The 21980-nt window shown below is 45.8% G+C and carries 18 protein-coding genes; 10 read left to right on the top strand and 8 right to left on the bottom strand.

The annotated features are described in order from the left end of the window. Positions 1–782: 782 nt before the first annotated feature. From AB4185_RS13130 to hemC, 4 genes are read right to left on the bottom strand one after another with little or no spacing between them, the layout of a single operon-like run. Positions 783–1964 carry a heme biosynthesis protein HemY gene (locus tag AB4185_RS13130; RefSeq protein ID WP_017061005.1) on the bottom strand — a complete coding sequence of 394 codons (1182 nt, stop codon included), beginning with the start codon at positions 1962–1964 and terminating at the stop codon, positions 783–785. Then, a complete protein-coding gene (locus AB4185_RS13135; RefSeq protein ID WP_065584265.1) occupies positions 1964–3190 on the bottom strand; it encodes a uroporphyrinogen-III C-methyltransferase in 1227 nt (408 codons plus the stop codon). The genes AB4185_RS13130 and AB4185_RS13135 overlap by 1 nt, the downstream gene beginning before the upstream one ends. Positions 3191–3209: 19 nt before the next feature. Further along, positions 3210–3938: a uroporphyrinogen-III synthase gene (locus AB4185_RS13140; protein ID WP_372135532.1), complete on the bottom strand. Its 729-nt coding sequence runs from the start codon at positions 3936–3938 to the stop codon at positions 3210–3212. Positions 3939–3940: 2 nt separating this feature from the next. Further along, positions 3941–4879 (bottom strand): hydroxymethylbilane synthase, encoded by a 939-nt coding sequence (hemC, locus tag AB4185_RS13145; RefSeq protein ID WP_017061008.1) that lies wholly within the window; start codon positions 4877–4879, stop codon positions 3941–3943. A 344-nt stretch (positions 4880–5223) separates the two neighbouring features. On the opposite strand from hemC, the gene AB4185_RS13150 reads away from it, so the two are divergent. After that, positions 5224–7752, top strand: a complete 2529-nt coding sequence (locus tag AB4185_RS13150; protein WP_017066755.1) for a class I adenylate cyclase — start codon at positions 5224–5226, stop codon at positions 7750–7752. Positions 7753–7823: 71 nt separating this feature from the next. Here AB4185_RS13150 and cyaY read toward each other — a convergent pair whose 3' ends face one another. Next, positions 7824–8138 carry an iron donor protein CyaY gene (gene cyaY, locus AB4185_RS13155; RefSeq protein WP_017061010.1) on the bottom strand — a complete coding sequence of 105 codons (315 nt, stop codon included), beginning with the start codon at positions 8136–8138 and terminating at the stop codon, positions 7824–7826. Positions 8139–8213: 75 nt separating this feature from the next. Here cyaY and lptM point away from each other — a divergent pair, with 75 nt between their 5' ends. The 8 genes from lptM (at position 8214) to AB4185_RS13195 (ending at position 18184) form a co-directional block, all read left to right on the top strand. Further along, positions 8214–8330: an LPS translocon maturation chaperone LptM gene (gene lptM, locus AB4185_RS21965; RefSeq protein WP_017063757.1), complete on the top strand. Its 117-nt coding sequence runs from the start codon at positions 8214–8216 to the stop codon at positions 8328–8330. Positions 8331–8372: 42 nt separating this feature from the next. After that, the gene (gene lysA, locus AB4185_RS13165) at positions 8373–9626 is read left to right on the top strand and encodes a diaminopimelate decarboxylase (RefSeq protein ID WP_372135533.1); all 1254 of its coding nucleotides are present in this window, start codon (positions 8373–8375) and stop codon (positions 9624–9626) included. An 11-nt stretch (positions 9627–9637) separates the two neighbouring features. Further along, positions 9638–10468, top strand: a complete 831-nt coding sequence (gene dapF / locus AB4185_RS13170) for a diaminopimelate epimerase (protein ID WP_017061013.1) — start codon at positions 9638–9640, stop codon at positions 10466–10468. A 44-nt stretch (positions 10469–10512) separates the two neighbouring features. Continuing rightward, positions 10513–11211 (top strand): DUF484 family protein, encoded by a 699-nt coding sequence (locus AB4185_RS13175; RefSeq protein ID WP_017061014.1) that lies wholly within the window; start codon positions 10513–10515, stop codon positions 11209–11211. Then, positions 11180–12112: a tyrosine recombinase XerC gene (gene xerC / locus AB4185_RS13180; RefSeq protein WP_017061015.1), complete on the top strand. Its 933-nt coding sequence runs from the start codon at positions 11180–11182 to the stop codon at positions 12110–12112. The genes AB4185_RS13175 and xerC overlap by 32 nt, the downstream gene beginning before the upstream one ends. A 15-nt stretch (positions 12113–12127) precedes the next feature. Further along, the gene (yigB, locus tag AB4185_RS13185; protein WP_017068593.1) at positions 12128–12844 is read left to right on the top strand and encodes a 5-amino-6-(5-phospho-D-ribitylamino)uracil phosphatase YigB; all 717 of its coding nucleotides are present in this window, start codon (positions 12128–12130) and stop codon (positions 12842–12844) included. A 168-nt stretch (positions 12845–13012) separates the two neighbouring features. Beyond that, positions 13013–15511 (top strand): EAL domain-containing protein, encoded by a 2499-nt coding sequence (locus AB4185_RS13190; protein WP_229648282.1) that lies wholly within the window; start codon positions 13013–13015, stop codon positions 15509–15511. Between the two features lie 192 nt (positions 15512–15703). Further along, positions 15704–18184: an EAL domain-containing protein gene (locus tag AB4185_RS13195; RefSeq protein ID WP_017063759.1), complete on the top strand. Its 2481-nt coding sequence runs from the start codon at positions 15704–15706 to the stop codon at positions 18182–18184. A 145-nt stretch (positions 18185–18329) separates the two neighbouring features. On the opposite strand, the gene AB4185_RS13200 is transcribed toward AB4185_RS13195, so the two are convergent. Both AB4185_RS13200 and AB4185_RS13205 read right to left on the bottom strand, forming a co-directional pair. After that, positions 18330–18926: a tRNA-uridine aminocarboxypropyltransferase gene (locus AB4185_RS13200; RefSeq protein ID WP_017061019.1), complete on the bottom strand. Its 597-nt coding sequence runs from the start codon at positions 18924–18926 to the stop codon at positions 18330–18332. 2 nt (positions 18927–18928) lie between these two features. Next, positions 18929–20473 carry a COG3650 family protein gene (locus tag AB4185_RS13205; protein WP_017061020.1) on the bottom strand — a complete coding sequence of 515 codons (1545 nt, stop codon included), beginning with the start codon at positions 20471–20473 and terminating at the stop codon, positions 18929–18931. 39 nt (positions 20474–20512) lie between these two features. On the opposite strand from AB4185_RS13205, the gene AB4185_RS13210 reads away from it, so the two are divergent. Continuing rightward, positions 20513–20980: an EVE domain-containing protein gene (locus AB4185_RS13210; protein ID WP_017061021.1), complete on the top strand. Its 468-nt coding sequence runs from the start codon at positions 20513–20515 to the stop codon at positions 20978–20980. A gap of 87 nt (positions 20981–21067) precedes the next feature. On the opposite strand, the gene AB4185_RS13215 is transcribed toward AB4185_RS13210, so the two are convergent. Continuing rightward, on the bottom strand, positions 21068–21895 hold the full coding sequence (locus AB4185_RS13215) for a Cof-type HAD-IIB family hydrolase (protein WP_017061022.1): 828 nt from the start codon (positions 21893–21895) through the stop codon (positions 21068–21070). Between the last annotated feature and the right edge of the window lie 85 nt (positions 21896–21980).

Here is a 21980-nt window from a genome sequence, read left to right on the forward strand (position 1 = left end):
TTTACTTTAATTGGTATTATTCCGGCACATATCAGAAAGCCTAGTCTGACGACTAGGCTTTCGTCGTTTCCAGTATCTGAGTTTAGTATTCGTCTTCGAGTTTTGTAGAAGCGTTCTCCGTTCGATGATCACGAGCTCTGATATTCCGACACTTATTATTAAGCTCTGCTCTCTCTAGCAGCGCTTGATTACGTAAGTTTATACTTGTGGCTATTGGTTCGTTGATTAACTTTTCCTGAGCGTCTTGAGAGCTCTATCTCCTACTAATTTGAACTGGCTGATAAAGATGCCTCGTTTCTAATAACAAGGTTTTGTTGGTCGGTAACTCTTGCTATCTCCCTCTACTTAATAGATTAATCTACAGGCAGTTACGTGAACTCCCCGGTTATAACGGTTTATAGTTGGAACGTTGATGGCTATTTAATTGTTAATTCAACGTGACTTTAAGTGGGCATCTGTCTGCGGGTAAATATCTTTAAGCGCCTTCTCTCAAGCTGATCTCCATTTGTTCTTGAACTTCAAGGTATCACTTTTCTCTATGACTCCTCTCGAACCTCTTATAAGGACTTGTTTATAAGAATGGTAAAACTACGTACAGACACAACTAAAGTCGTTCTCCGTGTGTTTGAGAAGCCCAGTTGAGCAATTTCATGGTTAGTTGGTATTGGGCAGGTAAGTGTTTGATGAGCTTGGTTTATAGCTATTGTAGAAGTTATCTAGGGTTAAATAGCAGATACAAAAAAGCCGATGCTAGACATCGGCTTAGTTTGAGTCGCTTAGAGTTAAGCGGGTTGAACTAGAGCGAGCGCTTTACGAGAAACCTCGTGAGCTGCTTTCGTTAAGTTTTGCTTCTCTAGTGCGTCAGATAGGTATCCGTAATCTGAAACATTTGAGCGAAGTGCTAGGGCTTTTTCGAAGTGGCTTTGTGCTTCCGCCCACTTCTGCTCTCTTAAGTAGAACTGAGCCAGCGCGCTGTGTGCTTCGGCATTACCACTGTCTTTACTAATTGCACGTTCTAGCATGACCACTACTGGGTGGTGATCGGATAAGTTCAGCTCTGGAAGCAACATGTAGAGTTCATTTGACCCACTCTTTGCAATGTTCTCTTTGATCACAGTGAAGGCTTCTGAGTCAGCTTTGCGAGCGATAAGTTGCTTCACAAAGCAGGATACAAGGTGCGAACTTTGTTTCTGTTTTCTTGAAAGCTTGTTCCAATGGCTGATTAAACCTTCGCTACCTTGCTGTTGTGCCACATCATGAAGTAGCCCACATTGTGCTTTCTGTTCTAATTCACGTTGCTCATCAGCTGTTAGAAGTTTGTTCTTAACTAATTTAGGAGTTAACTCTAGCAATGGCTGCCATAACTTCAGTTGCAAGTAAGTGGCTTTTAACAGGCCAAGTACAGCAGTGTTATTAGGGTATGTGCCTTTTAGGGTCGAAAGTGTATCGAATGCAGCTTCGTAGTTTGACTCGCTGATTTGCTGTTTAGCTTTAGTTAGCTCTACCGCAAGTAGAGAGTCGTCCTGTTGGCTAGCAAGCTCGATGTACTTATCACGCTCACTTGTATTACCTTGCTCGTGTGCCGCTTGAGAAGCGACTAAATAACAAAGTAGAGGCATGTCGTGATGATTAGCCCAGCGAGTTACTTTCTTCTCAGCGCCTTTCCAGTCACCTTCAAGCAGCTTGATGATGCCTTCATTGGTATAACGACGAGAGCGCTTCAGCTTACGAACACTGAACCAATTCCAAGTTGTCGAGCTTGCGTACATAAGCTTTTTAAATAGGTACTCTAAGCCGAATAGAGCCGCTAGAAGAGCGATGACGAAGATAACCAGTGTTGTCACGCTCATCTCAATGGTCTTATTCGCAATTGAGATCAGAACGTAGCCTTGTTGACCAGAGAACTGAGTACCAACAATTAACCCAGCACCTAGAACGAGAAAAAGAAAAATCCAACGAATCATTATTTTTCCTCCGTGGTCATAACGGTGACTTCACGACGTAGGCGCTCACGTATCACATCTGACAACTCATTTTGAGATTCAAGCTTTACAGGGTATTTCACAGAGATGTTCTGTTCACTTAGCTGTTTAATCGCTTTCTCAAATTCAATCACTGAGTTGTTATCTTGGTTTAGATAAGCTTTCGACCACTCGCTAGCGGTATTAAGAGCTGCGCTATAGAGTTCACCTTGTTCTTTGTAGACAGCGCGAATCGCGGTTTCTAATTTACCTTTGATGTTTTCACGAAGGTAGAAGTGCTGTTCTGGTGATAGTAGAGGGATAACTTCGCCATCACGACTACGGAATGTGATGAAGTTTTCTGAAAAGTCTTTCATCGACGTCATCAGGTTGTTCTGCCAGTCATTAATATCTTGAGATACGGCTTTTTTCTCAACAGCGGCAGCCTCAGGCAGGATTGCATTGGCAAGCGGCAGCGTATCGACTTGTTGTTGTAGGCTTGTGATGCGTAGAACTAAGCCATCACGGTCGATAAGAGGAATAGTGCGAAGCTTAGTAATGTCATTGGTCATTGATTGACGAAGAGAGACCAAGCTTGGGTCATTCAGTGCGGCGATACGTTGATCGGCGCTTTCCATTAGTTTGGTTGCACTAACGGCATCATGCTCGAGGAACAGTTTACGTCCTGCTAGTTTCACAAGGTAATCGGCTTCGGCAAGTAACCAGTCATTCGGGCGGCGACCTTTCACGTCAGCCACTGCTAACTGCAGGCTTTGAATGCTCTTCTGCTGTTGAGATTGCACGACCTGAGTTTTCTCCACCGCGTGTGAGGCTTCTTGGATAGTCTCTTGCTTGATGGTTTGTAGGTCTTTATTTACCGCAGATTGGGTATTTTGAAGTTGTGCTTGAAGAGCGGCTATTTGAGCCGAGTATTCAGCGCTCTTTTGCTGCATTTGAAATGCGATACCGCCACTGAAGATAATTGAAATAGCGATCGCAATAGCGCCTAGTTTGACACCGCGCTTACCTTGCTTTTCTGCTTTCTCTATTTGCTCTTTATGCTCAGCTTGAGGCTGCTCATTTTTAGCGGTATTTGAAGCAGAGGCATCAAGCTTCTGTTCAGGTTGTTTTGTCTCTGTAGAGTCAGCTTTTTCGTTTTCAACAACTACTGGCTGAGTATCTTGTTTCTTTTCAGGTTCAATATGCTCATTATTTTTTTTGCTTGTCATGCTTATTTCCTGTTTCTAGCTAGGGCCGGAGAGCAGCCAGTAATATTTGGTTCGTAGCACTGTGAGTATTGGTCACATTCGAGAAGCCGAGTTGTTGTGCTCGTTCTACAATGCGCCGGCTTGGGACAAATAGATGTCTTGTTGAAAGCCAAGCCAAATACTCATCAGGGGTAATTGAGCAGAGATACTCCAATTGTTCCTGACTAGTGATGACAACTTTGGACGTTTTTTTGTTTATCCATGTTTGATAGGTATTGTGGTCGCTAATAGGAATATATTCTCTACGGTAGGTCTCACAATAAGAGACTTGTGCACCTCGATTGAGTAGAGAATCCCTAATGAGCTCACGCCCACCATTGCCACGTAGTATCAAAATGGACTTATTTTCTACGCCATTAAGTTCAGTAAGTTTAAGAAGATGTTCACTATCACTAACTTGAGGATAGTTTACTTTTTGTTTACAGACTTTGCTTAAAACGTGCGCAGTTTTTTGACCAACGCCAAGATAAAGCGGCGAAGTAGGCCAAATGGATGAGGTTTTTGAAAGGATGCTTTGGGCAGCCGCCACGGCGTGGTGACTGACTGCAATAATGATATCGCTGTTATTAAGCTGGGTGCTTAAATCCGCAGAGTTGGGATTATCCACGATACGAATCAGCGGATGATGGATTGCTTGAACCCCTTCATCCGCTAGTTGTTGGCAAAGCGATTGTCCCTCTGAACCGGGACGAGTCACCAACACTGTCATGATTATTCTTGGTCAACGTAGAGCTTGGTTAAGATTTCTCTCGCGCCATCATCCAGCAATTGATTTGCCAGAGTCACGCCAAGTGCTTCTGCATCTTTGCGAGGGCCAGAGATCTCACCACGAACCATCTTAGAACCGTCCGGTTCACCAACTAATGCACGTAGCCAGATGTTTTCGCCATCTAATAATGAGTAGCTGCCGATAGGAACCTGACAGCCACCTTCTAGGGTAAGGTTCATTGCACGTTCGCACAGTACACGATCAGCCGTGTCTTTATGATTCAGTGGTTCAAGGAGTTTAATCAGACGCTCGTCATCAAGGCGACACTCAATACCAACAGCGCCTTGGCCAACAGCAGGGAGAGACTGCTCTGGTTCGATGAAGCTACGAATACGCTCTTCTAGCTCTAGACGTTTAAGACCTGCAGCAGCCAGTACGATCGCATCGTATTGACCATCATCGAGTTTACCTAGACGAGTACCAACGTTGCCGCGCAGCTCTTTGATGATCAGATCTGGGCGGTATTCTAACAGTTGGCATTGGCGACGCAGACTGCACGTACCCACGACAGCACCTTGTGGGAGTTCGTCGATGTTGTTGTAAGTGTTTGATACGAAAGCGTCACGCGGATCTTCGCGCTCACAAATTGTTACCAGACCTAGACCTTCAGGGAAGTCGACAGGTACATCTTTCATTGAGTGAACCGCTAGGTCAGCACGACCTTCTAGCATGGCTACTTCAAGTTCTTTAACGAACAGTCCTTTACCACCCACTTTAGCAAGCGGAGTGTCTAGGATGATGTCACCTTTGGTCACCATAGTTACCAACTCAACCTCTAAACCAGGGTGAGCAGCTTGCAGTGCATCCCTTACAAAGTATGCCTGCCAAAGGGCAAGAGGGCTTTTTCTGGTCGCGATACGGATTGGTGCTGAATTTGTCATGGTGTTTCCGATATAGGTTCTGTAATAGCCTAATCCTACCATTATGAGGCGAGAATTCTTACTGTTTGATCATTCCATACTTTGATAGCTGAGAGATTTTCATGAGTTCACCAAAATAGTGTGATTAGTATCTCATTTGAAACATGGGCTATTATTAGAAATAGTCAATAAAGAGGACACTACGGCGCCGTGAGTTTAACTTTCTGTCATCAAGGAATTGACCAGTATGACGGGTTCCTTTGCTTTACCATTAAGGGTAAAAGTGTTAAATTGATCACGTTTTGTTGCTCCTTTCGTTCAGTAACTAAACAGAACTGCACTTAACCTCAAACCAAGGACTTACCTTGCAGGCTTACACTCAAACTTTGATTCAACGATTAGACAATCTAAATCAGCAGCGCATTGATCGTGCGTTGGCGTTGATGAATGTGCAAGGCCAGCGAGTATTCAACCTTATTCCCGCACTGCTTCACTTCAATCACCCGATGATGCCTGGTTATTATGACCAACAAGTTCCTTTTGGAATTCGTAGCTTTACGCTTAATGAATTCCAAAAGCAATTTGTCTCTGATACCGAATTAACGCTGGGTGGCAAACTCACCGAGACGGATGAACCAGCAATCCTTGGCTTGTACACCATGGGTAGTACTTCTTCTATTGGTCAAAGCACTTCAAGTGATCTTGATATCTGGGTGTGTGTTTCCCCGGATATGGATGGCGCCTCTCGCGATAGCCTAACCAACAAGTGTCTCTTGATTACCGATTGGGCTGAAACCTTGGGAGTAGAAGCGAACTTCTTCTTGATGGATGAAGAGCGTTTCCGTTCGAACCATTCAGAAGAGATGACCGGCGATAACTGTGGTTCTTCACAGCACTTATTATTGCTTGATGAGTTTTATCGCTCTGCGGTTCGTTTGGCTGGTCAGCGTTTGTTGTGGCAAATCATTCCGCCAGAAATGGAAGAGTGTTACGACGAGTATGTTCAAGGTTTGTGTCAGGATGGCTATCTTGATTGCTCGCAGTGGATCGATTTCGGCAAGCTGAATCGCATTCCCGCTGAAGAGTACTTTGGTTCAAACCTGTGGCAGCTCTATAAGAGTATCGACTCACCGTATAAATCGGTTTTGAAGGCGATCCTGTTAGAAGCCTATTCATGGGAATACCCAAACACCCAACTGCTGAGTATTGATACCAAGCGTCGCTTCTTCGCGGATGAACCGGATCTGTATGGCATGGATAGTTACTATCTGATGCTTGAGAAGGTAACGCGCTACCTAGAGCGTATTAACGACCATACTCGATTGGACTTGGTGAGGCGCTGTTTTTATCTTAAGACCCACGAGAAGTTGTCACGAGATGCGGGCATTGGCTCCGTTGCGTGGCGTCGTGAAGCCTTAACCGAGATGACTAAATCTTGGAATTGGGGACATGAAACCATTGCTGAGCTCGATAACCGCCGTAACTGGAAGGTTGAGCAGGTTAAAGTGGTGCACCATGCACTGCTTGATGCCTTGATGCTGAGCTATCGTAATCTGATTCAATTTGCGCGTCGTAACGACATCACTTCGGCAATCAGTCCACAAGATATCAGCATCTTGGCACGTAAGCTTTACGCTGCGTTTGAGGTATTGCCAGGTAAAGTGACACTGCTGAACCCACAAATCTCTCCGGATCTGCATGAACCCGACTTGAGCTTCATCGAAGTTCGTCAGGGTCAGTCGAATAAAGCAGGTTGGTACTTGTATAAGCAGCCACTGGTTGCACACCGCATTCTTGGTCAGCCTTCTCTAGAGCACCATGAGTACTTGAGTAAGTTGGTAGCATGGTCGTTTTTTAATGGCTTGATTACCGAGTCGACACGTTTGCACTCTGTGGTACGTGACGCTCACATCGATATCGATAAGTTCTATCAAATGGTGAGCGACCTGCGTAATACGTTTTCTTTGCGTAAGCGTCGCCCAAGTATGCAAGCACTGGCGAGCCCGTGTGAGATAAGCCAGCTAGCGATGTTCATCAACTTTGAAAATGACCCGACGTCTGAATTAAGTGGTCGTGCATTAAAAGTGGACCTCAAGAACGCCGATATCTTCAGCTTTGGTGAGGAAGGTAAGAGCTTAGTCGGCAGTGTCGACTTAGTTTATCGTAACTCTTGGCATGAAGTACGTACGCTGCATTTCCAAGGTGATACGGCAATGCTGGATGCGCTGAAGACGGTGCTTGGCAAAATGCACCAAGATGCTTTACCGCCAGAATCGGTTGATGTGTTCTGTTACAGCAAAAACCTGCGTGGTGTGATGCGTAACATGGTGTATCAACTGCTTGCTGAGTGTATCGATTTACGATTGAAACCGATTGAACCCGAGAAGCGCCGCCGCTTTAAGGCTATTCGTTTAGCTAATAAGATGTTTGGTCTGTTCTTCGAACGTCGTGGTGTGTCGGTACAGATGTTGGAAAACTCGGTCGATTTCTACCGTAGCATCTCAACCAATAAGCTCAAAGGCTCACCTTTACTGATGCTCGATAAAGAGCAAGAGTATCAGCTACCAGAAGTGGTGGATGGTTTTGCGAGTGAGGGCTTGATTCAGTTCTTTTTCGAAGATACCGACAAAGGCTTCAATATTTATGTATTGGACGAGTCGAACCAAGTTGAGGTCTACCACCAGTACAGCGGTGAAAAAGATGAGATGATCGCGAGCGTGAATTCTTTCTACACATCGGTAAAAGATGAGTCGAAGATGTCGTCTAAGTTGATTAACTTTAACCTACCTCAGTACTACCAAATCGTTCATCCTGAAGAAGGCAATTCTTACGTTGTGCCTTATCGTAACGATGCAACTTTAGCTTCTCGGAGCTCAAAGATAGTCAACATCTAGTCTTACTAAGCCCGATTGATATTGAAAAAGGAGTGATTGATTCACTCCTTTTTAGTTTTGCTTACAAATGATTAGACCCAATCGATCGCTTCACCTGCGTGCTTCACGCATTCTTCTTTAACCATCTCAAACAGCTCCATGCCCGTCTTTGAACATGTCCACTTGTCGTCAACTAGCTTGAAGTGAAAGCCACCAGATTTAGACGCCAACCAGATTTCTTTCATTGGTTCTTGGCGGTTAATGATGATTTGGCTGCGGTTCTCAAACTCCAGCGTCATCACGTTACCAGTCACTTCGTAATCAATATCTGCCTCTGATTCATCGATAGCTTCTTCGATGTTTTGCATCTGTATATCGACCAGCTGATGAAATTCAGTCTCGTTCATCCTTTCTATCCTATTGCTTTTCCTGAGTGTGGTGCGATTATAGGGGGCATTGAGTTAATAATCACGATATGCAAAATGAAAAAATTAATTGCTGCTCTATTTATGATGTCCGTTATTGGACTTTCTGGTTGTGGTCAAACGGGTCCTTTGTACGATCCTGATGAAGTTCAGCAAACCGAACAATCACAATAAGTGAAAACACGCAGAAATCGTTATTTATAAGGGATAAGAACTTTGGATTACTTCAACTATCAGGAAGATGGCCAGCTTTGGGCTGAGGACGTCGCACTTTCACAACTAGCAGAGCAATATGGTACACCGCTGTATGTATATTCTCGTGCAACATTAGAACGCCACTGGAATGCGTTTGATTCATCGGTTGGTGAGCATCCGCACTTGGTGTGTTATGCCGTTAAAGCTAACTCAAACCTTGGCGTGTTGAATACTTTGGCTCGTTTGGGCTCTGGCTTCGATATCGTTTCTGGCGGTGAGCTAGAGCGTGTGGTTGCTGCCGGTGGCGATCCAGCAAAAGTTGTATTCTCTGGTGTCGGTAAAACAGCCGCTGAAATGAAGCGTGCGCTTGAGTTGAACATTAAGTGTTTCAACGTAGAGTCTGAACCAGAACTAGAGCGACTGAATAAAGTAGCTGGTGAGCTTGGTGTTAAAGCGCCGATTTCACTGCGTATCAACCCAGACGTTGATGCGAACACTCACCCTTATATCTCTACTGGTCTGCGTGATAACAAGTTTGGTATCGCTTTCGACCGTGCTCCTGCTGTCTATGAGTTTGCAAAAACACTCGATAACTTGTCTATCCATGGTATTGATTGCCACATTGGTTCTCAGTTAACGGATATCGAACCTTTCATCGATGCAACCGATCGCCTACTTGCGCTGATCGACCAGCTACGTGTTAACGGTATCAACATCAAACACCTTGATGTCGGTGGCGGCTTGGGTGTGGTTTATCGTGATGAATTACCACCACAGCCTTCTGACTACGCGAAAGCTTTATTGGCTCGCTTAGACAATCATTCTGATCTAGAGCTGATTTTCGAGCCTGGAAGAGCGATTGCTGCTAACGCTGGTGTATTATTAACGAAAGTCGAGTTCCTCAAGCCAACAGAGCACAAGAACTTTGCCATCATCGATGCAGCAATGAACGATCTAATGCGCCCAGCACTTTACCAAGCTTGGCAGGATATTGTTCCTGTGAGCCCTCGTCAGGGTGAAACTGTGACTTACGATTTGGTTGGCCCAATCTGTGAGACAGGCGATTTCCTAGGTAAAGATCGTGACCTTGTTCTTGAAGAAGGTGATCTGCTAGCAGTTCGTTCAGCGGGTGCTTATGGCTTCGCGATGTCATCTAACTACAACACTCGTTCGCGTGCGGCTGAAGTGATGGTGGATGGCGATAAAACTCACTTGGTTCGTCAGCGTGAAGAGCTTACGAGTCTGTGGGAACTTGAAAACATTCTTCCGGAGTAATTTTAAGCGTTATGCACTTCCACTTTTCTAAAATGCATGGTTTGGGCAATGATTTCATGGTCGTGGACTGCATTACTCAAAATATTTTCTTTTCTCCAGATTTGATCCGTCGTTTGGCGGATCGTCACACTGGTGTGGGCTTTGATCAGCTACTTGTGGTTGAGGCTCCCTATGATCCAGAAACTGATTTCCATTACCGCATATTCAATGCGGATGGCAGTGAAGTGGAGCAGTGTGGCAATGGTGCACGTTGTTTTGCACGATTCGTTCGCATGAAAGGCTTAACGAATAAGTACAGCATCAACGTGAGTACCAAGAAAGGTAAAATGGTTCTCAAGATTGAAGAGAATGACCTGATCACGGTGAACATGGGCATTCCTGAGTTCGAACCCGGCAAGATTCCATTCAAGGCCAAGCAGCCAGAGAAGACGTATATCCTAAGAACGGATGTACACACCTTATTCTGTGGTGCGGTAAGCATGGGTAACCCACATGTGGTTACCGTGGTTGATGACGTCGACACGGCTGATGTGGACACCTTAGGCCCACTACTTGAATCACATGAACGTTTCCCTGAGCGTGTTAATGCTGGCTTTATGCAGGTCGTTAACCGTGAAGAAGTTCGTCTACGTGTTTACGAACGCGGCGCGGGTGAAACTCAGGCATGTGGCAGCGGAGCGTGTGGCGCAGTTGCAGTGGGTATCACTCAAGGCTTACTGGCTGAGAATGTGAAGGTTCGTCTACCAGGCGGTGACTTACACATTAGCTGGCAAGGCCCGGGTAAACCTCTGTTTATGACCGGCCCTGCAACGCATGTGTTTGATGGTCAACTTTCTTGCTAATAACGACCCAAAACAAATATATTCATAAAAATAAAGGATAGGTTTTGTCTTACGTTGAAGCCGACGCACTCACCGCAGAAGTGGTCGCGGAATATTTACGTGATAACCCAGATTTTTTCCAAGACCGAAAAGATTTGGTTGATCGCCTTGCTATCAATAACGTTGAGCAGGGCGCTGTTTCTCTGGTTGAGGTTCAGCTTAAACGCCAACGTCATCGAATCGAAGAGCTTGAAGAAGAGATCACTGGCTTGATGTCGTTGGCAGCAAATAACGATAAAACCTTCTATGAGTTTATGGATCTGCAAGCGCAAGTGCTGAAATGCAGTGACTTCATGCAGGTGATAAAAGCCGTTGAACAAAAAGCGTTAGATCTTGGGCTTAAGGCTCATGTTCGTATTCTTTCGCAATCTGGCTTTTATCAGTTGAGTGCTGAGGGTTACTCTAAGTTTTCGCTTAACCATTTCAATGGCAAAGATGCTTATCTTGGACGCTTGAGAAAAGCCGACAGACACGATTTGTTTGGTGATTATCCAGTTCCAGAGCTAGGCTCTTATGTAGTACTACCGCTTGCTAAGCAGTCTCCATTGGGTTTGCTCGCCTTTTCTAGTGAAGATGGCGGACATTTCCAACCCCATATGGATACGCTCTTTTTACGCCATTTAGCACTTGTTGTCGCTCATTTGGCGGACACCTTACCTTGGCAGATAAATAATGAGCCTAGAGCCCAAAATACCTCTTCCTAACAGCCTTCAAAAGCCACTTTCTCGCTTCTATGAATATCTCCGAAGCGAGAAGGGACTCAGCCTACACACCCAACGTAATTACAAACAACAACTTGAAACCATGGCCGGTCATTTAGTCACTCTAGGGCTAAAGGATTGGGGTCAAGTCGATGCGGCGTGGGTCAGACAACTGGCCAGTAAAGGCATGCGTGAGGGAATGAAAGCGAGCAGCATTGCAACGCGCTTATCGTCACTGCGCAGCTTCTTTGATTTCCTTGTGTTGCGTGGCGAAATGACCGCCAATCCAGCCAAAGGTGTCTCTGCACCTCGCAAACAACGCCCTTTGCCTAAAAACCTCGATGTTGATGAAGTGGGTCAACTGCTTGATGTGAATGAGGACGATCCATTGTCGATTCGTGATCGAGCGATGATGGAGGTGATGTATGGTGCTGGATTACGACTGGCAGAACTGGTCGGCATCAATCTGAAAGATGTGTTGGGTCGACAAGGCGAAATCCGAGTGATTGGTAAAGGCGACAAAGAACGCAAAGCGCCTTTTTCTGGTTTAGCTAAAGAGTGGGTCGATAAATGGCTCAAAGTTCGTGGTGAATTGGCTTCACCGGGTGAAACCGCGCTGTTTGTCTCTAAGCTCGGGACTCGTATCTCTCACCGCAGCGTGCAAAAGCGCATGGAAGAGTGGGGCAAGAAGCAATCTGTCGCGAGCCACATCAGCCCGCATAAACTGCGTCACTCCTTTGCAACGCATGTGCTGGAATCGAGCCAAAATCTTCGTGCTGTGCAAGAGTTGCTTGGCCATGAAAACATCTCGACGACCCAAGTGTATACCCACTTAGATTTCCAACACTTAGCACAAGCTTATGATCAGGCTCACCCGAGAGCTCGTAAGAAGAATAAAGATTAGATTAAAGGGTTTACTATGCGAATTTATCGAGGGTTAAAGCCCATCAAAGCCATGACCTTTGACTTGGATGACACCCTGTATGACAACTGGCCTGTGATCATGAAGGTTGAGAAAGAGATGGCACAGTGGCTTTATCAAAAGCACCCAGTGTCGGCTTCTTTATCGCTTGAAGAGTGGCAGGGCATTAAGCAGCAAGTCGCATCTGAAAACCCAGCTTTGAAACATGATGTCACCGTGTGGCGTGAAACTCAGATTAAGAGTGGTTTGCTGCAATTGGGTTACTCTCTGCAGCAAGCAGAGCAAGCGGCTCGAGAGGGCATTGAGCATGCCTTGTGGTTGCGTAATCAAGTCGATGTCCCTCAAGAAACGCATCGAGTGATGACTGAACTTAGCCAACGTATTCCTCTGGTTGCGATTACCAATGGCAATGTCGATCCACACAAAATTGGCTTAGGGCTGTACTTTCAATTAATCCTTAAAGCCGGCCCTGATGGCAGAGCAAAACCCTATCCAGATATGTTTGAAAAAGCTCAGCAACACCTAGGTTGTGACGCTGAGAATATTCTTCATGTTGGCGATCACCTCAAAACGGATGTCTATGGAGCCAAGCAAAATGGCTTCCAAGCGTGCTGGTTTAATGACACTGGTTCCAATTTATACCGCTCCCCGAAGGCGAGTGTGCTCCCTGATGTTGAAATAGACCAACTTAGCGATCTTATGCGACTAATTTAATGGCTCGGTAAGCTTATTGTGTCGCATTTATGCTATTGAATTGTTACATTAGTCGCCTATAAAAGCCTGATTAGGCTAGGATAATTGGCGACTACTTTTTATCGATTCATTTCAGTCATAGCAGTGGTTGCGGGTTGTTACTTCACTCGATTTTGAACAAGGGTTGGCATGCAAACATTTACATTTCTCGCAAATACTGAGGCGTTATTTAGAGCTCAATTTGATCAGCGAGAATGGTGTGACAGCAAACAGTACCTTATTCAAATTTTCTCAGCTCAATCTTCAGATCTAGCTCGTCAAATCGCGGGTGTTGCCCTCAATCGTTTAAATAATGCGACGCTAATTGGCCAGAGTGCTCGTCATGTTATCTGTGATAATTGCCTTGAAAGTGCATGCACCTTAGTCATCATCAGTGAGTTCAACGAAACCCATCTAACCTCTGCGGTCCAGCCTTTTTCCGGCAATCCAAATCAAGACAGCCAAGACTTAGCTTTTCAGCTGCGCCTTACAGAAGAAACCAAAACGGTCATCAGCTTGTGCGATCAGGTTGAAGGGCGTGATTATCCTATTTATAGCGCTTTTGAAAATTTGCCTTATGCCTTGCCGATAGCTGGTGGACTGTGCCATGAGAATGAATTTGGCCGTTGGGTTATGTATAACGAGCAAACCTACCAGCACGCCTGTGTTGCTGTGGCTCTGACTAACCCAAGATTGAAGGTTTGGTCGGACGCGTACTCTGAGTGGAACCCGATTGGGATGAAGCTACGAGTCACACACGCAATCGGAAATCGCTTATACGCATTGAACGACAAGCCGGCTATTGAAGTATTCAAACATTACCTTGCGGATGGCAAAGACCTTCCTTTTAGTCAACTGATGAGCTTTCCACTTTATCGAGAACTTGGCAGAAAGAAGGGTATCTCGACGCCGCTACGTATTAATGATGATGGCAGTATTGAGTTTGATAGCCCTTGGCATGTCGGTGAAGAGGCGCAGTTTTGTTATAACCACCCATCGCTCACTGCAGAAAAGGTGCACCACGGTGCCGAGATGCTAGCCATGCATCAGCCTGAATCGGTGATCATTTATAACTGCGTATCTCGACTTGAATTTATCGACAGTAAACTTGAGCTCAAGCCATTTGAAGGGATAGTGAATACATGTGGTGCCTACTGCATGGGGGAGCTATACCGTAATGAAGACCGCCAAGAGATACTGCACCACAGCTTGACTTATATCGCTATGCGCGAGTCTGACGAGATTAAAGAGTTTCATTGCGAAGACTTTCAGTGTGGCTCAACCGTGTCGCCATTGCTTAACCTAGTCAGAAATGCAGTCGCTGATCTCGACAGTATGAATACTCAGATGGAAAAGAAACTCCATCAACAAGCGCGTCGCTTAACCGAAAGCTATCGCATTGACTCGCGTACTGGTTTGCCGAACCGTATCGTACTGAAAGAGCGCCTCAATACGATTCTGTTCAGTGAACATCTGCTGACCTTAAAGCTAACCAACTTCCATCAGGTTAACGAGAAGTATGGTTATCAAGTGGGGGATCAGCTGCTACTCGATCTGTCTAATCACTTTATCGAGCGATTACAGCTTCGTGTGGTTAAAGAGCCTCGCGTGAAGGTAGAGCTATTCAGTATTGGTGTTGGAGAGTGGGCGATTATCTTCAATGCTAGTGTTGGTAGTACGAAAATAAAAGAAGGTTTCGTTGAGTTCGCCGATGACATCGAACACATAAATTTTGAGCCATATGGTTTGGCTGATATTGATTACCTGTCAGTTTCTCTGTGTGGCGGCTTTGCTAGTCGTTGTGACTTCTTAACCGACAGTGGTGACCAGATCTTATTGAAAGCGATCGAAGCTCGACGCTATGGAGTACGTAACAATACCCACATCACCAATGCCAAAGATATTCAGGTGAGCGAAGAGGACCGCAAAGAGCAACTCGGTTGGTTGAGTTGTGTAAGTCGTGCGATTCTAGATCAGAACATCATCACCTATTCCCAGCCGATTGTGGAGTCGGTTACGCACGAAATGATTGGCCAAGAGTGCTTGGTCAGAATCATGGAGTCAGACGGTACCATTGTGCCACCAGGTAAGTTCTTACCTATCATTGCCGACACGCACCTTTACACTCGCCTCAGCCGACACATGATTAAGAACACCATAGGTTATATGGCGGATAAGCAAAGCCCATTTTCTATCAACCTATCCCCGCAAGATTTGTTGAGCGACAAGACGCTTGAGGTGCTCGAGACCGCCATCAGTGCTATGAACGATCCCACTCGACTTGGCCTAGAGGTTCTCGAGTCTGAGCAGATTAAAGATTATGGTCGCATGATTGAGGTGTGTGATCACTTCCGTGCGCTTGGGGCGAGAATCATTGTTGATGACTTTGGCTCTGGTTACTCCAACATCGAGGAAATCATTAAGCTTGAGCCACAGATCATTAAGCTCGACGGTAGCTTGATTCGTAATATCGACAAAGATCAAAAACAAAGAAACATAGCCTCTCAGTTGATTCGTTTGTGCCAAGTGTTCAATGCCAAAACGGTCGCTGAATTTGTCCATAACCAACAGATTTGTGAGATAGCAGAGCAAATGGGTGTCGATTATCTGCAGGGTTACTACTTCGGTGAGCCTAAGCGACTGTTTTAGCAGTTAAAGCTTCCCGCATTGTGTAACGACTGGCTATAAAAGTACTGCGCCGCCATTAATGACTGCTTTTTGGCGGAATGAATGATGTCTAACTAAGGTCACATTATTCATAACGCGATCGCAAGTATTCCGTGCAAGCCTTATCTATAATAAGCACAATAATAAATCATTAACGTAACGATTAATGTGAATATGCAGTCGACTTCTCTCCTGATACAAGACATTGAGCAAACCCAACGTGAATTGGAAAAGATAGATTTTCATCAACATGAAAGCCTACTGATTCAGGTGTTTTCGTCTTTCGAGAAAGGTTCTGTTTTGGCTGCCTGCCAAGTGATTCAATCGACTTTTCCCAATGCCAAATTGATTGGTTGCAGTGCTAACCACTACATTAGTCAAGGTGTCATCCTGCACCAAGGTCTTTATCTGATTGTTACCCGCTTTGACGCGACGTCTTACTCTTGTGGTGTTGTCGAATATAGCGAACAACCATTGCTCGATAGCCACGCTATGTGGCAACAGCTTGAGTGCAATGATAATACTCAAAGCATCATCTGTTTCGCAGACCGCTTGCAGATAAATAACCGAGATCTATTTTCAGCGTTTGAGCAGTCGATGTATTCATTACCGATCTGTGGCGGTGCATCGACCATCACAGATAATGGGCGATGGGTGATGTTAGACGGCATTTGCTATGAAAATGCCTATGTGATGTTGGCGCTGCACAGTGTTGAGCTCTCCATCGCTAAGGGTTACTACACTGAATGGAATCCGATTGGTCGAACTTTTCGAGTGACAGGTGCTCAAGAGAACCGGTTGTTGGAACTGGATGGGATGCCTGTTCGCGAACTCTACAATCGTTACCTCGCTGATGGCCTCGAAGTGCCTTTTGAGCAACTGCATAACTTTCCCTTGATGGTCGGTGACCCGAAAGAGCAAAACATTCACTTACCGCTCAAGGTAACGGAAAGTGGAGAGATAGAATTCAGCGGCCTGTTCCAAGTGGGCGATGAGGTCCGGTTTTGTTATGACCATCCATCACTGACCTTAGAGCAGATACGACTGGGCGTGCAGCAGATCGCCTCTCATAGGCCAGAACAGTTCTTCATTTATAACTGTACATCTCGTATCGACTTTATTGATGGCAACCAAGAGGTTGAGGTTTTCCAAAAATTGGCCGACAGCTATGGCGTTTACTGCATGGGAGAACTTTATCAAGAGAATGGCCAACAGCGAATCTTGCACCATAGCCTCACTTATCTTGCGCTTAGAGAAGGCGAGGGTAAGGCGGTATTGCCATTAGAGACGCAACCCGCGACCAACATATCCCCTCTGTTTTCATTGATCCGAAATGCACTGCTTGATGTCGATGACATGAACAACAGCATGGCGAGTAAGATTCAGCAGCAAGCCACTGCATTGACGGCAAGCTATCGAATTGATCACCGTACAGGTTTACCCAATCGAAGTGTGCTGCGTGAGAAACTGTCGAAGATGAGCAGTGATAGCCACTTACTAGCTTTGAAGGTCACGACCTTTGGTCAGATCAATGAGAAGTATGGTTATCGAGTAGGTGACAAGCTTCTGCATGATTTGAGTGAGTACTTTCAAAAGGCGCTGTGGCAGTTCTTTGATGAGGGCTGTCAGCTCTACAGTATCGGTATTGGTGAGTGGGCGGTGGTGTTTGATAGTTGGGCGAGCCAAGAACATATTCATCAGCGATTCTCGGAATTTGCCGATCAAACCGAGCATGTGAATTTTGAGCCTACCGGTTTACCCGATATTGATTACTTGTCGGTGTCTATCTGTGCGGGTATCGCCAGCCGTCGAGATTTCCCGACTACCTCTATTGATGACTTATTGTTGAAGGCGATTGATGCGAGGCGCAGCGCTGTCAGCCAGAACAAGCACCTAGTGAGCGCCAAGGCACTCATTCAATTGGAGAAGCATCGCCAAGAGCAACTTGGTTGGCTGTCGTGCGTGAGTCGCGCGGTGCTTAATCAGAATATTGTGGCGTGCTCTCAGCCCATAGTTTCAGCACACAGTCATCAGGTAGAGAGCTACGAGTGTTTGGTTCGAATTGAAGAGGACGGTCAGTTAATTGCACCGGGTAAGTTCTTGCCAATCATTGAAGGAACCCATCTCTATACACGCCTCAGTCGTCAGATGATAACGCGCACCTTCGATTTTATGAGTCAGCGAACCGATTCGTTCTCAATTAATTTAGCGCCACAAGATTTCAGCAATGAGAAAACCATTCTTCACCTTGAACAAGCGATCAAGAAAATCAGTCACCCACAGCGTATTGGCTTGGAGGTGTTAGAAACGGAACAAATTCAGGATTACGGTCGCTTGATTGAGGTGTGTAATCACTTCCGCGATCTTGGTGTGAATATTATTGTTGATGACTTTGGTTCGGGCTATTCGAACATTGATGAGATATTGAAGCTAGAACCACAGGTGATCAAGCTTGATGGCAGTTTGATTCGCAATATTGATAAAGATAAAAAGCAGCGCAAGATCGCTCAGCAGTTGGTGAGCTTATGCCAGATTCTGAATGCTAAGACGGTGGCGGAGTTCGTTCATAATGAGCAGGTGTGCCGTATTGCTGAAGACATGGGGGTCGATTACTTGCAAGGGTATTACTTTGGTCAACCTCAGCGTTTGTTTTGATGGAGCGAGCGTTTCACGTGAAACACTGGTTGGCTCAATAACGAAAATACGATGTAAAAAGGGTGAGCTTATGGCTCACCCTTTTTGTTTTTAGTGTCTGTCTCGTCCCGAAATGTGTTTTTACCTTCCCGCGCGCCTGCTTGGTCTATTTGAGGGCGTGGCCACACTTGTCGGCGTGGAACACTTTTAGATAATGCTGGTAGTAGTCATCAATGAGCTTGGCAGATTCACTTTCACCTAAAGATTTGAGTAACTCAATACCCACTTCACAAGTACACAAGTGGCCACTGTCTTGGTTGCGGCGCAAGGTGTATGAAGATTCGCTGGTAATATCGAGGTGAACTTGCGGAACGGCTTGTAACCACGAGCTCTTGTTAAGCATCTTCTTCGCTTCTTGCCATGTGCCATCCAAGATGATGAATAGCGGCTTACGGCTCTGGGCTTGGGTCATTACAGCTTGCTGGCACTCGACACTTTGATCACTTGGGAATAAAAGAAACGGTTGTCGTGTTTCATCGTCAAGCAGTGCGATGAGCTCCGCTGGTGGTGTTTTCCTTTGCCATACAATGGACTGACACTGATCAAGGGATTGCTGAAGCAGCTTCCCTGTATTGGTATCGCGTGACAGTTCATTCTCATGAGTGAGCAGTACAAGATCGATTTGGCTTGCGACACTAGGTATCAGGTGACAAATACATTGGTGAGTGAAGCTACAACCATGGCAAGCTTGTTGGTTACTCATGTTTACAACTTAACTCCACTTTGTGCGGGTGAGATACCATCAGCAAACAAAACCACGTCGCTGATATCAGCATCATCTGCAACTGGAGCGACACTTGGGTTTAGCGGGTAGCTGACACCAGAGTATGAAAGTGTGTGTTTCGCCGGTGTTGCACCGCCGCCACTGACATTGAAGATCAGATCCTGCCAGCCGTGGTTTTGCGATTTACCTAAGCGTATGTCGCCCTTAACCAGTGTCACTCGGCTATTGAAGCGCCAGTTATCTTGATGGTTTTCGAAAATTAGCAGTGTACAGCCACCAGAACCACACCAATCGAGTTGGGCGAACAGCTCTTCTTTACCGTCGCCGTTGAGGTCGTAGGTTAACCAGCGGTATTTAGTGTCGTCAGGTGAGCTGTTGTTGATCTTAAAGTATTCGCGGATCGCTTGGTCGACTTTTGGATCAAGTTGATCGCTGGAGTTCACCTGCTTTGCGGTTAGATCAACGTTAGTGGTGGTGTTTACTTGTGCTTGCGCACTCTTAGCTTCGAATAGCACCAGACCGCCATTGGCAATCGGATACACCACGTTGCCCACTTTCTCTTTTTCAGCGATTAGCTTGCCATTATCGAGTGTGAAGATGCGCTCGGAGATCAAATATTGTTGCTGGTGGCGAGTCATAACCACTTGTACCTGATTTTGGTTCAGTTGCTGCCAGAAGCCTTGTTCAACAATAGAAGGGTCTCCATTGCTGTATGAATAAGTCGTGATAGCACTGTGGTCATTGTTGAGTTCAAGGTTGATAGAGAACCCTGAGTTTTGCGTTGAGCTAGCGAAGTAGAGTCCGCTCCAGTCCAGCGTTGGATCTTGGTTAGAGACCGTCGCACAGCCATTGTAGTTACTGTCATTGAGGTTAAGCTTGGCATGCCATCCATAGATAGAATCGCTCATGCCGTCGCTACAGCTCTCTTTCGTAAGGTTGAGTTTGCCTTGTGCAGCTTTACCTTCTAATTGGTAGTCACGGCTGCTCGATGTGGTGCGGCTTGATTCAATATCGAGGGTCTGTGGCTGTTCGCCCATCTTGGTGTATTTCAGCTGGTCTTTATCGAAGGTTGCTGACCAGAAGGGTTCATTACCAAATACTCGTGTTGAGCGCAGCGGTTGGACGCAGCGATCTGGGTTCTCTGCGGTTAGGATGTTCACTTGGTCAACCACGAAACGCGCTGTGAAATCTGCGTTATAACCCGTTTGGCTCGGCACGGTTAGGTGACCAATCAGCTCGCCATATAAGGCTTGGTAAGGTCTCGTTGAGAGCCCTTGTGCTTCTAACGCTAACTCTGGAGATAAGTCTAACCAGTATTGTTGTTGGCTACCGCAAGGAGTGAAGGTTCGGCTTTCATGGCCAACCACCACCTGACCACGCATGATGAAGGTTTGCGGTTGAATGCTCAGTGGCTCATCCAAGTTTGCTGGGGGCTGTTCAGGTTGTTGCGGCGTATCAGGTGCCGTAACACAGCCTTGTAGAGCGAACGCGACTAGCCATGTCACTGGGTTTTTCATTACCTTCATGTTATATCTTCCTCGGAGCAACCGTTAATTGGATTTATTATGGCATATTGGTTATTTAAAACAGAACCCGACACCTTCTCTATTCAGACTCTTAGAGTACAAAAAACCTCTTGTTGGGAGGGTGTACGCAACTATCAGGCTCGAAACATGATGCGTGATGACGTCAAGCTTGGCGATCTGGTGATGATATACCACTCATCATGTAAAAAAGTTGGCGTAGCGGGGATCGCTAAAGTAACCAGAGAAGCCTACCCAGACCACTTTCAGTTCGACCCTGAGAGTGATTACTACGATCCTAAGTCTTCACCCGATAACCCACGCTGGATCATGGTGGATGTCGAGTTTGTGCGAGTGACTGAGCGCTTGATTCCTTTGGTTACGCTTAAAGCCATGCCTGAACTCTCCGAAATGCCCTTGGTGAAACGCGGTAATCGCTTATCGATCATGCCGGTTACCGAACAAGAGTGGCAGGCAATCTTAAGCAAAGAAGTGTTAGGTTCTCGATAGCGTTAGAGAGAGCTTTTTACGTAAGGTTCAAAAAAGGCAGCCAGTTGGCTGCCTTTTTATTTATTCAGATCTGTTCAACGAGCGAGATTAGAGCAGATGCTTTTCTAGGTAGTGAGCAACGGCATCGTCTGCGTTACTGCCAATCACTTCATTGTCAGGTAGTGCTTTCATCACTTTCTCATGTGATGTACCCATGATTAGACCTTTACCCGCCATAGCCAGCATTTCAGCGTCGTTCATGCCATCACCAAAGGCAACACAGTTATCCAGAGTCAGGTTTAGTGATTTTGCAACAGCGTCTAGAGCGTGGCCTTTAGAGACTTCAGCTGCCATCACTTCCAGACACCAAGGTGTAGAGAAGGCGATGTTCAGTTTGTCGCCAAAAGCATCTCTTAGCTTTTGTTCAAACGTGACGAGATATTCGTGGTCTTGTTCTGGATGTGTGAAGAAGACTTTCGCGATGCCTTCGCTTGGTGCGTTTTCAGCTTCAAAGCGCTTGTAGCTAAAGCCAGACTCACTGTGGAATTTAGCCAACATTTCATCTTCACGGTCTAGTAACCAATCTTCATTCTGGTACATGTGAATAAAGAGGTTTGGATCTTGGCGCACAATATCAATAACTGGCTGAACGAGTTCCTGAGGTACGTTCTGGCTATACATCAGTTGATCGTTTTGGTCATGCACGCGTGCACCGTTTGAAGTGATCATGTACGCCGGAATACCTGCTATCTGACGAATACCCGCCACATCGACGTGATGGCGACCCGTTGCGAAGATGAAGGTATAACCTTGGTCGTGTAATTTCTTAAGCGTTAGCTTGGTAAAGTCGCTTAACTGATGGTTGGGAGCCAAAAGCGTACCATCTAAATCAGAAGCAACAATTTTCACGGAATCTTTTAGTGCAGGAATACTCATTTAACCCTCATTGCAAAATGCTTAACCAATATTGACGCTAGCCAGCGCTAGAATCGTTTTAACTACAATATCTCTAGGTAGAAAT

It is taken from the genome of Vibrio sp. 10N.286.48.F5, from assembly GCF_041469785.1.
GTDB classification, from domain to species: domain Bacteria; phylum Pseudomonadota; class Gammaproteobacteria; order Enterobacterales; family Vibrionaceae; genus Vibrio; species Vibrio crassostreae_C.

Excerpts from the sequence above, each read along its gene's own strand:
- yigB (WP_017068593.1), top strand. The coding sequence starts at position 12,128 with ATGCGAATTTATCGAGGGTTAAAGCCCATCAAAGCCATGACCTTTGAC.
- AB4185_RS13210 (WP_017061021.1), top strand. The coding sequence starts at position 20,513 with ATGGCATATTGGTTATTTAAAACAGAACCCGACACCTTCTCTATTCAG.
- dapF (WP_017061013.1), top strand. The coding sequence starts at position 9,638 with ATGCACTTCCACTTTTCTAAAATGCATGGTTTGGGCAATGATTTCATG.
- AB4185_RS13195 (WP_017063759.1), top strand. The coding sequence starts at position 15,704 with ATGCAGTCGACTTCTCTCCTGATACAAGACATTGAGCAAACCCAACGT.
- AB4185_RS13135 (WP_065584265.1), bottom strand. The coding sequence starts at position 3,190 with ATGACAAGCAAAAAAAATAATGAGCATATTGAACCTGAAAAGAAACAA.
- AB4185_RS13205 (WP_017061020.1), bottom strand. The coding sequence starts at position 20,473 with ATGAAGGTAATGAAAAACCCAGTGACATGGCTAGTCGCGTTCGCTCTA.
- AB4185_RS13215 (WP_017061022.1), bottom strand. The coding sequence starts at position 21,895 with ATGAGTATTCCTGCACTAAAAGATTCCGTGAAAATTGTTGCTTCTGAT.
- hemC (WP_017061008.1), bottom strand. The coding sequence starts at position 4,879 with ATGACAAATTCAGCACCAATCCGTATCGCGACCAGAAAAAGCCCTCTT.
- AB4185_RS13140 (WP_372135532.1), bottom strand. The coding sequence starts at position 3,938 with ATGACAGTGTTGGTGACTCGTCCCGGTTCAGAGGGACAATCGCTTTGC.
- AB4185_RS13130 (WP_017061005.1), bottom strand. The coding sequence starts at position 1,964 with ATGATTCGTTGGATTTTTCTTTTTCTCGTTCTAGGTGCTGGGTTAATT.
- lptM (WP_017063757.1), top strand. The coding sequence starts at position 8,214 with ATGAAAAAATTAATTGCTGCTCTATTTATGATGTCCGTTATTGGACTT.
- cyaY (WP_017061010.1), bottom strand. The coding sequence starts at position 8,138 with ATGAACGAGACTGAATTTCATCAGCTGGTCGATATACAGATGCAAAAC.
- xerC (WP_017061015.1), top strand. The coding sequence starts at position 11,180 with ATGAGCCTAGAGCCCAAAATACCTCTTCCTAACAGCCTTCAAAAGCCA.
- AB4185_RS13190 (WP_229648282.1), top strand. The coding sequence starts at position 13,013 with ATGCAAACATTTACATTTCTCGCAAATACTGAGGCGTTATTTAGAGCT.
- AB4185_RS13200 (WP_017061019.1), bottom strand. The coding sequence starts at position 18,926 with ATGAGTAACCAACAAGCTTGCCATGGTTGTAGCTTCACTCACCAATGT.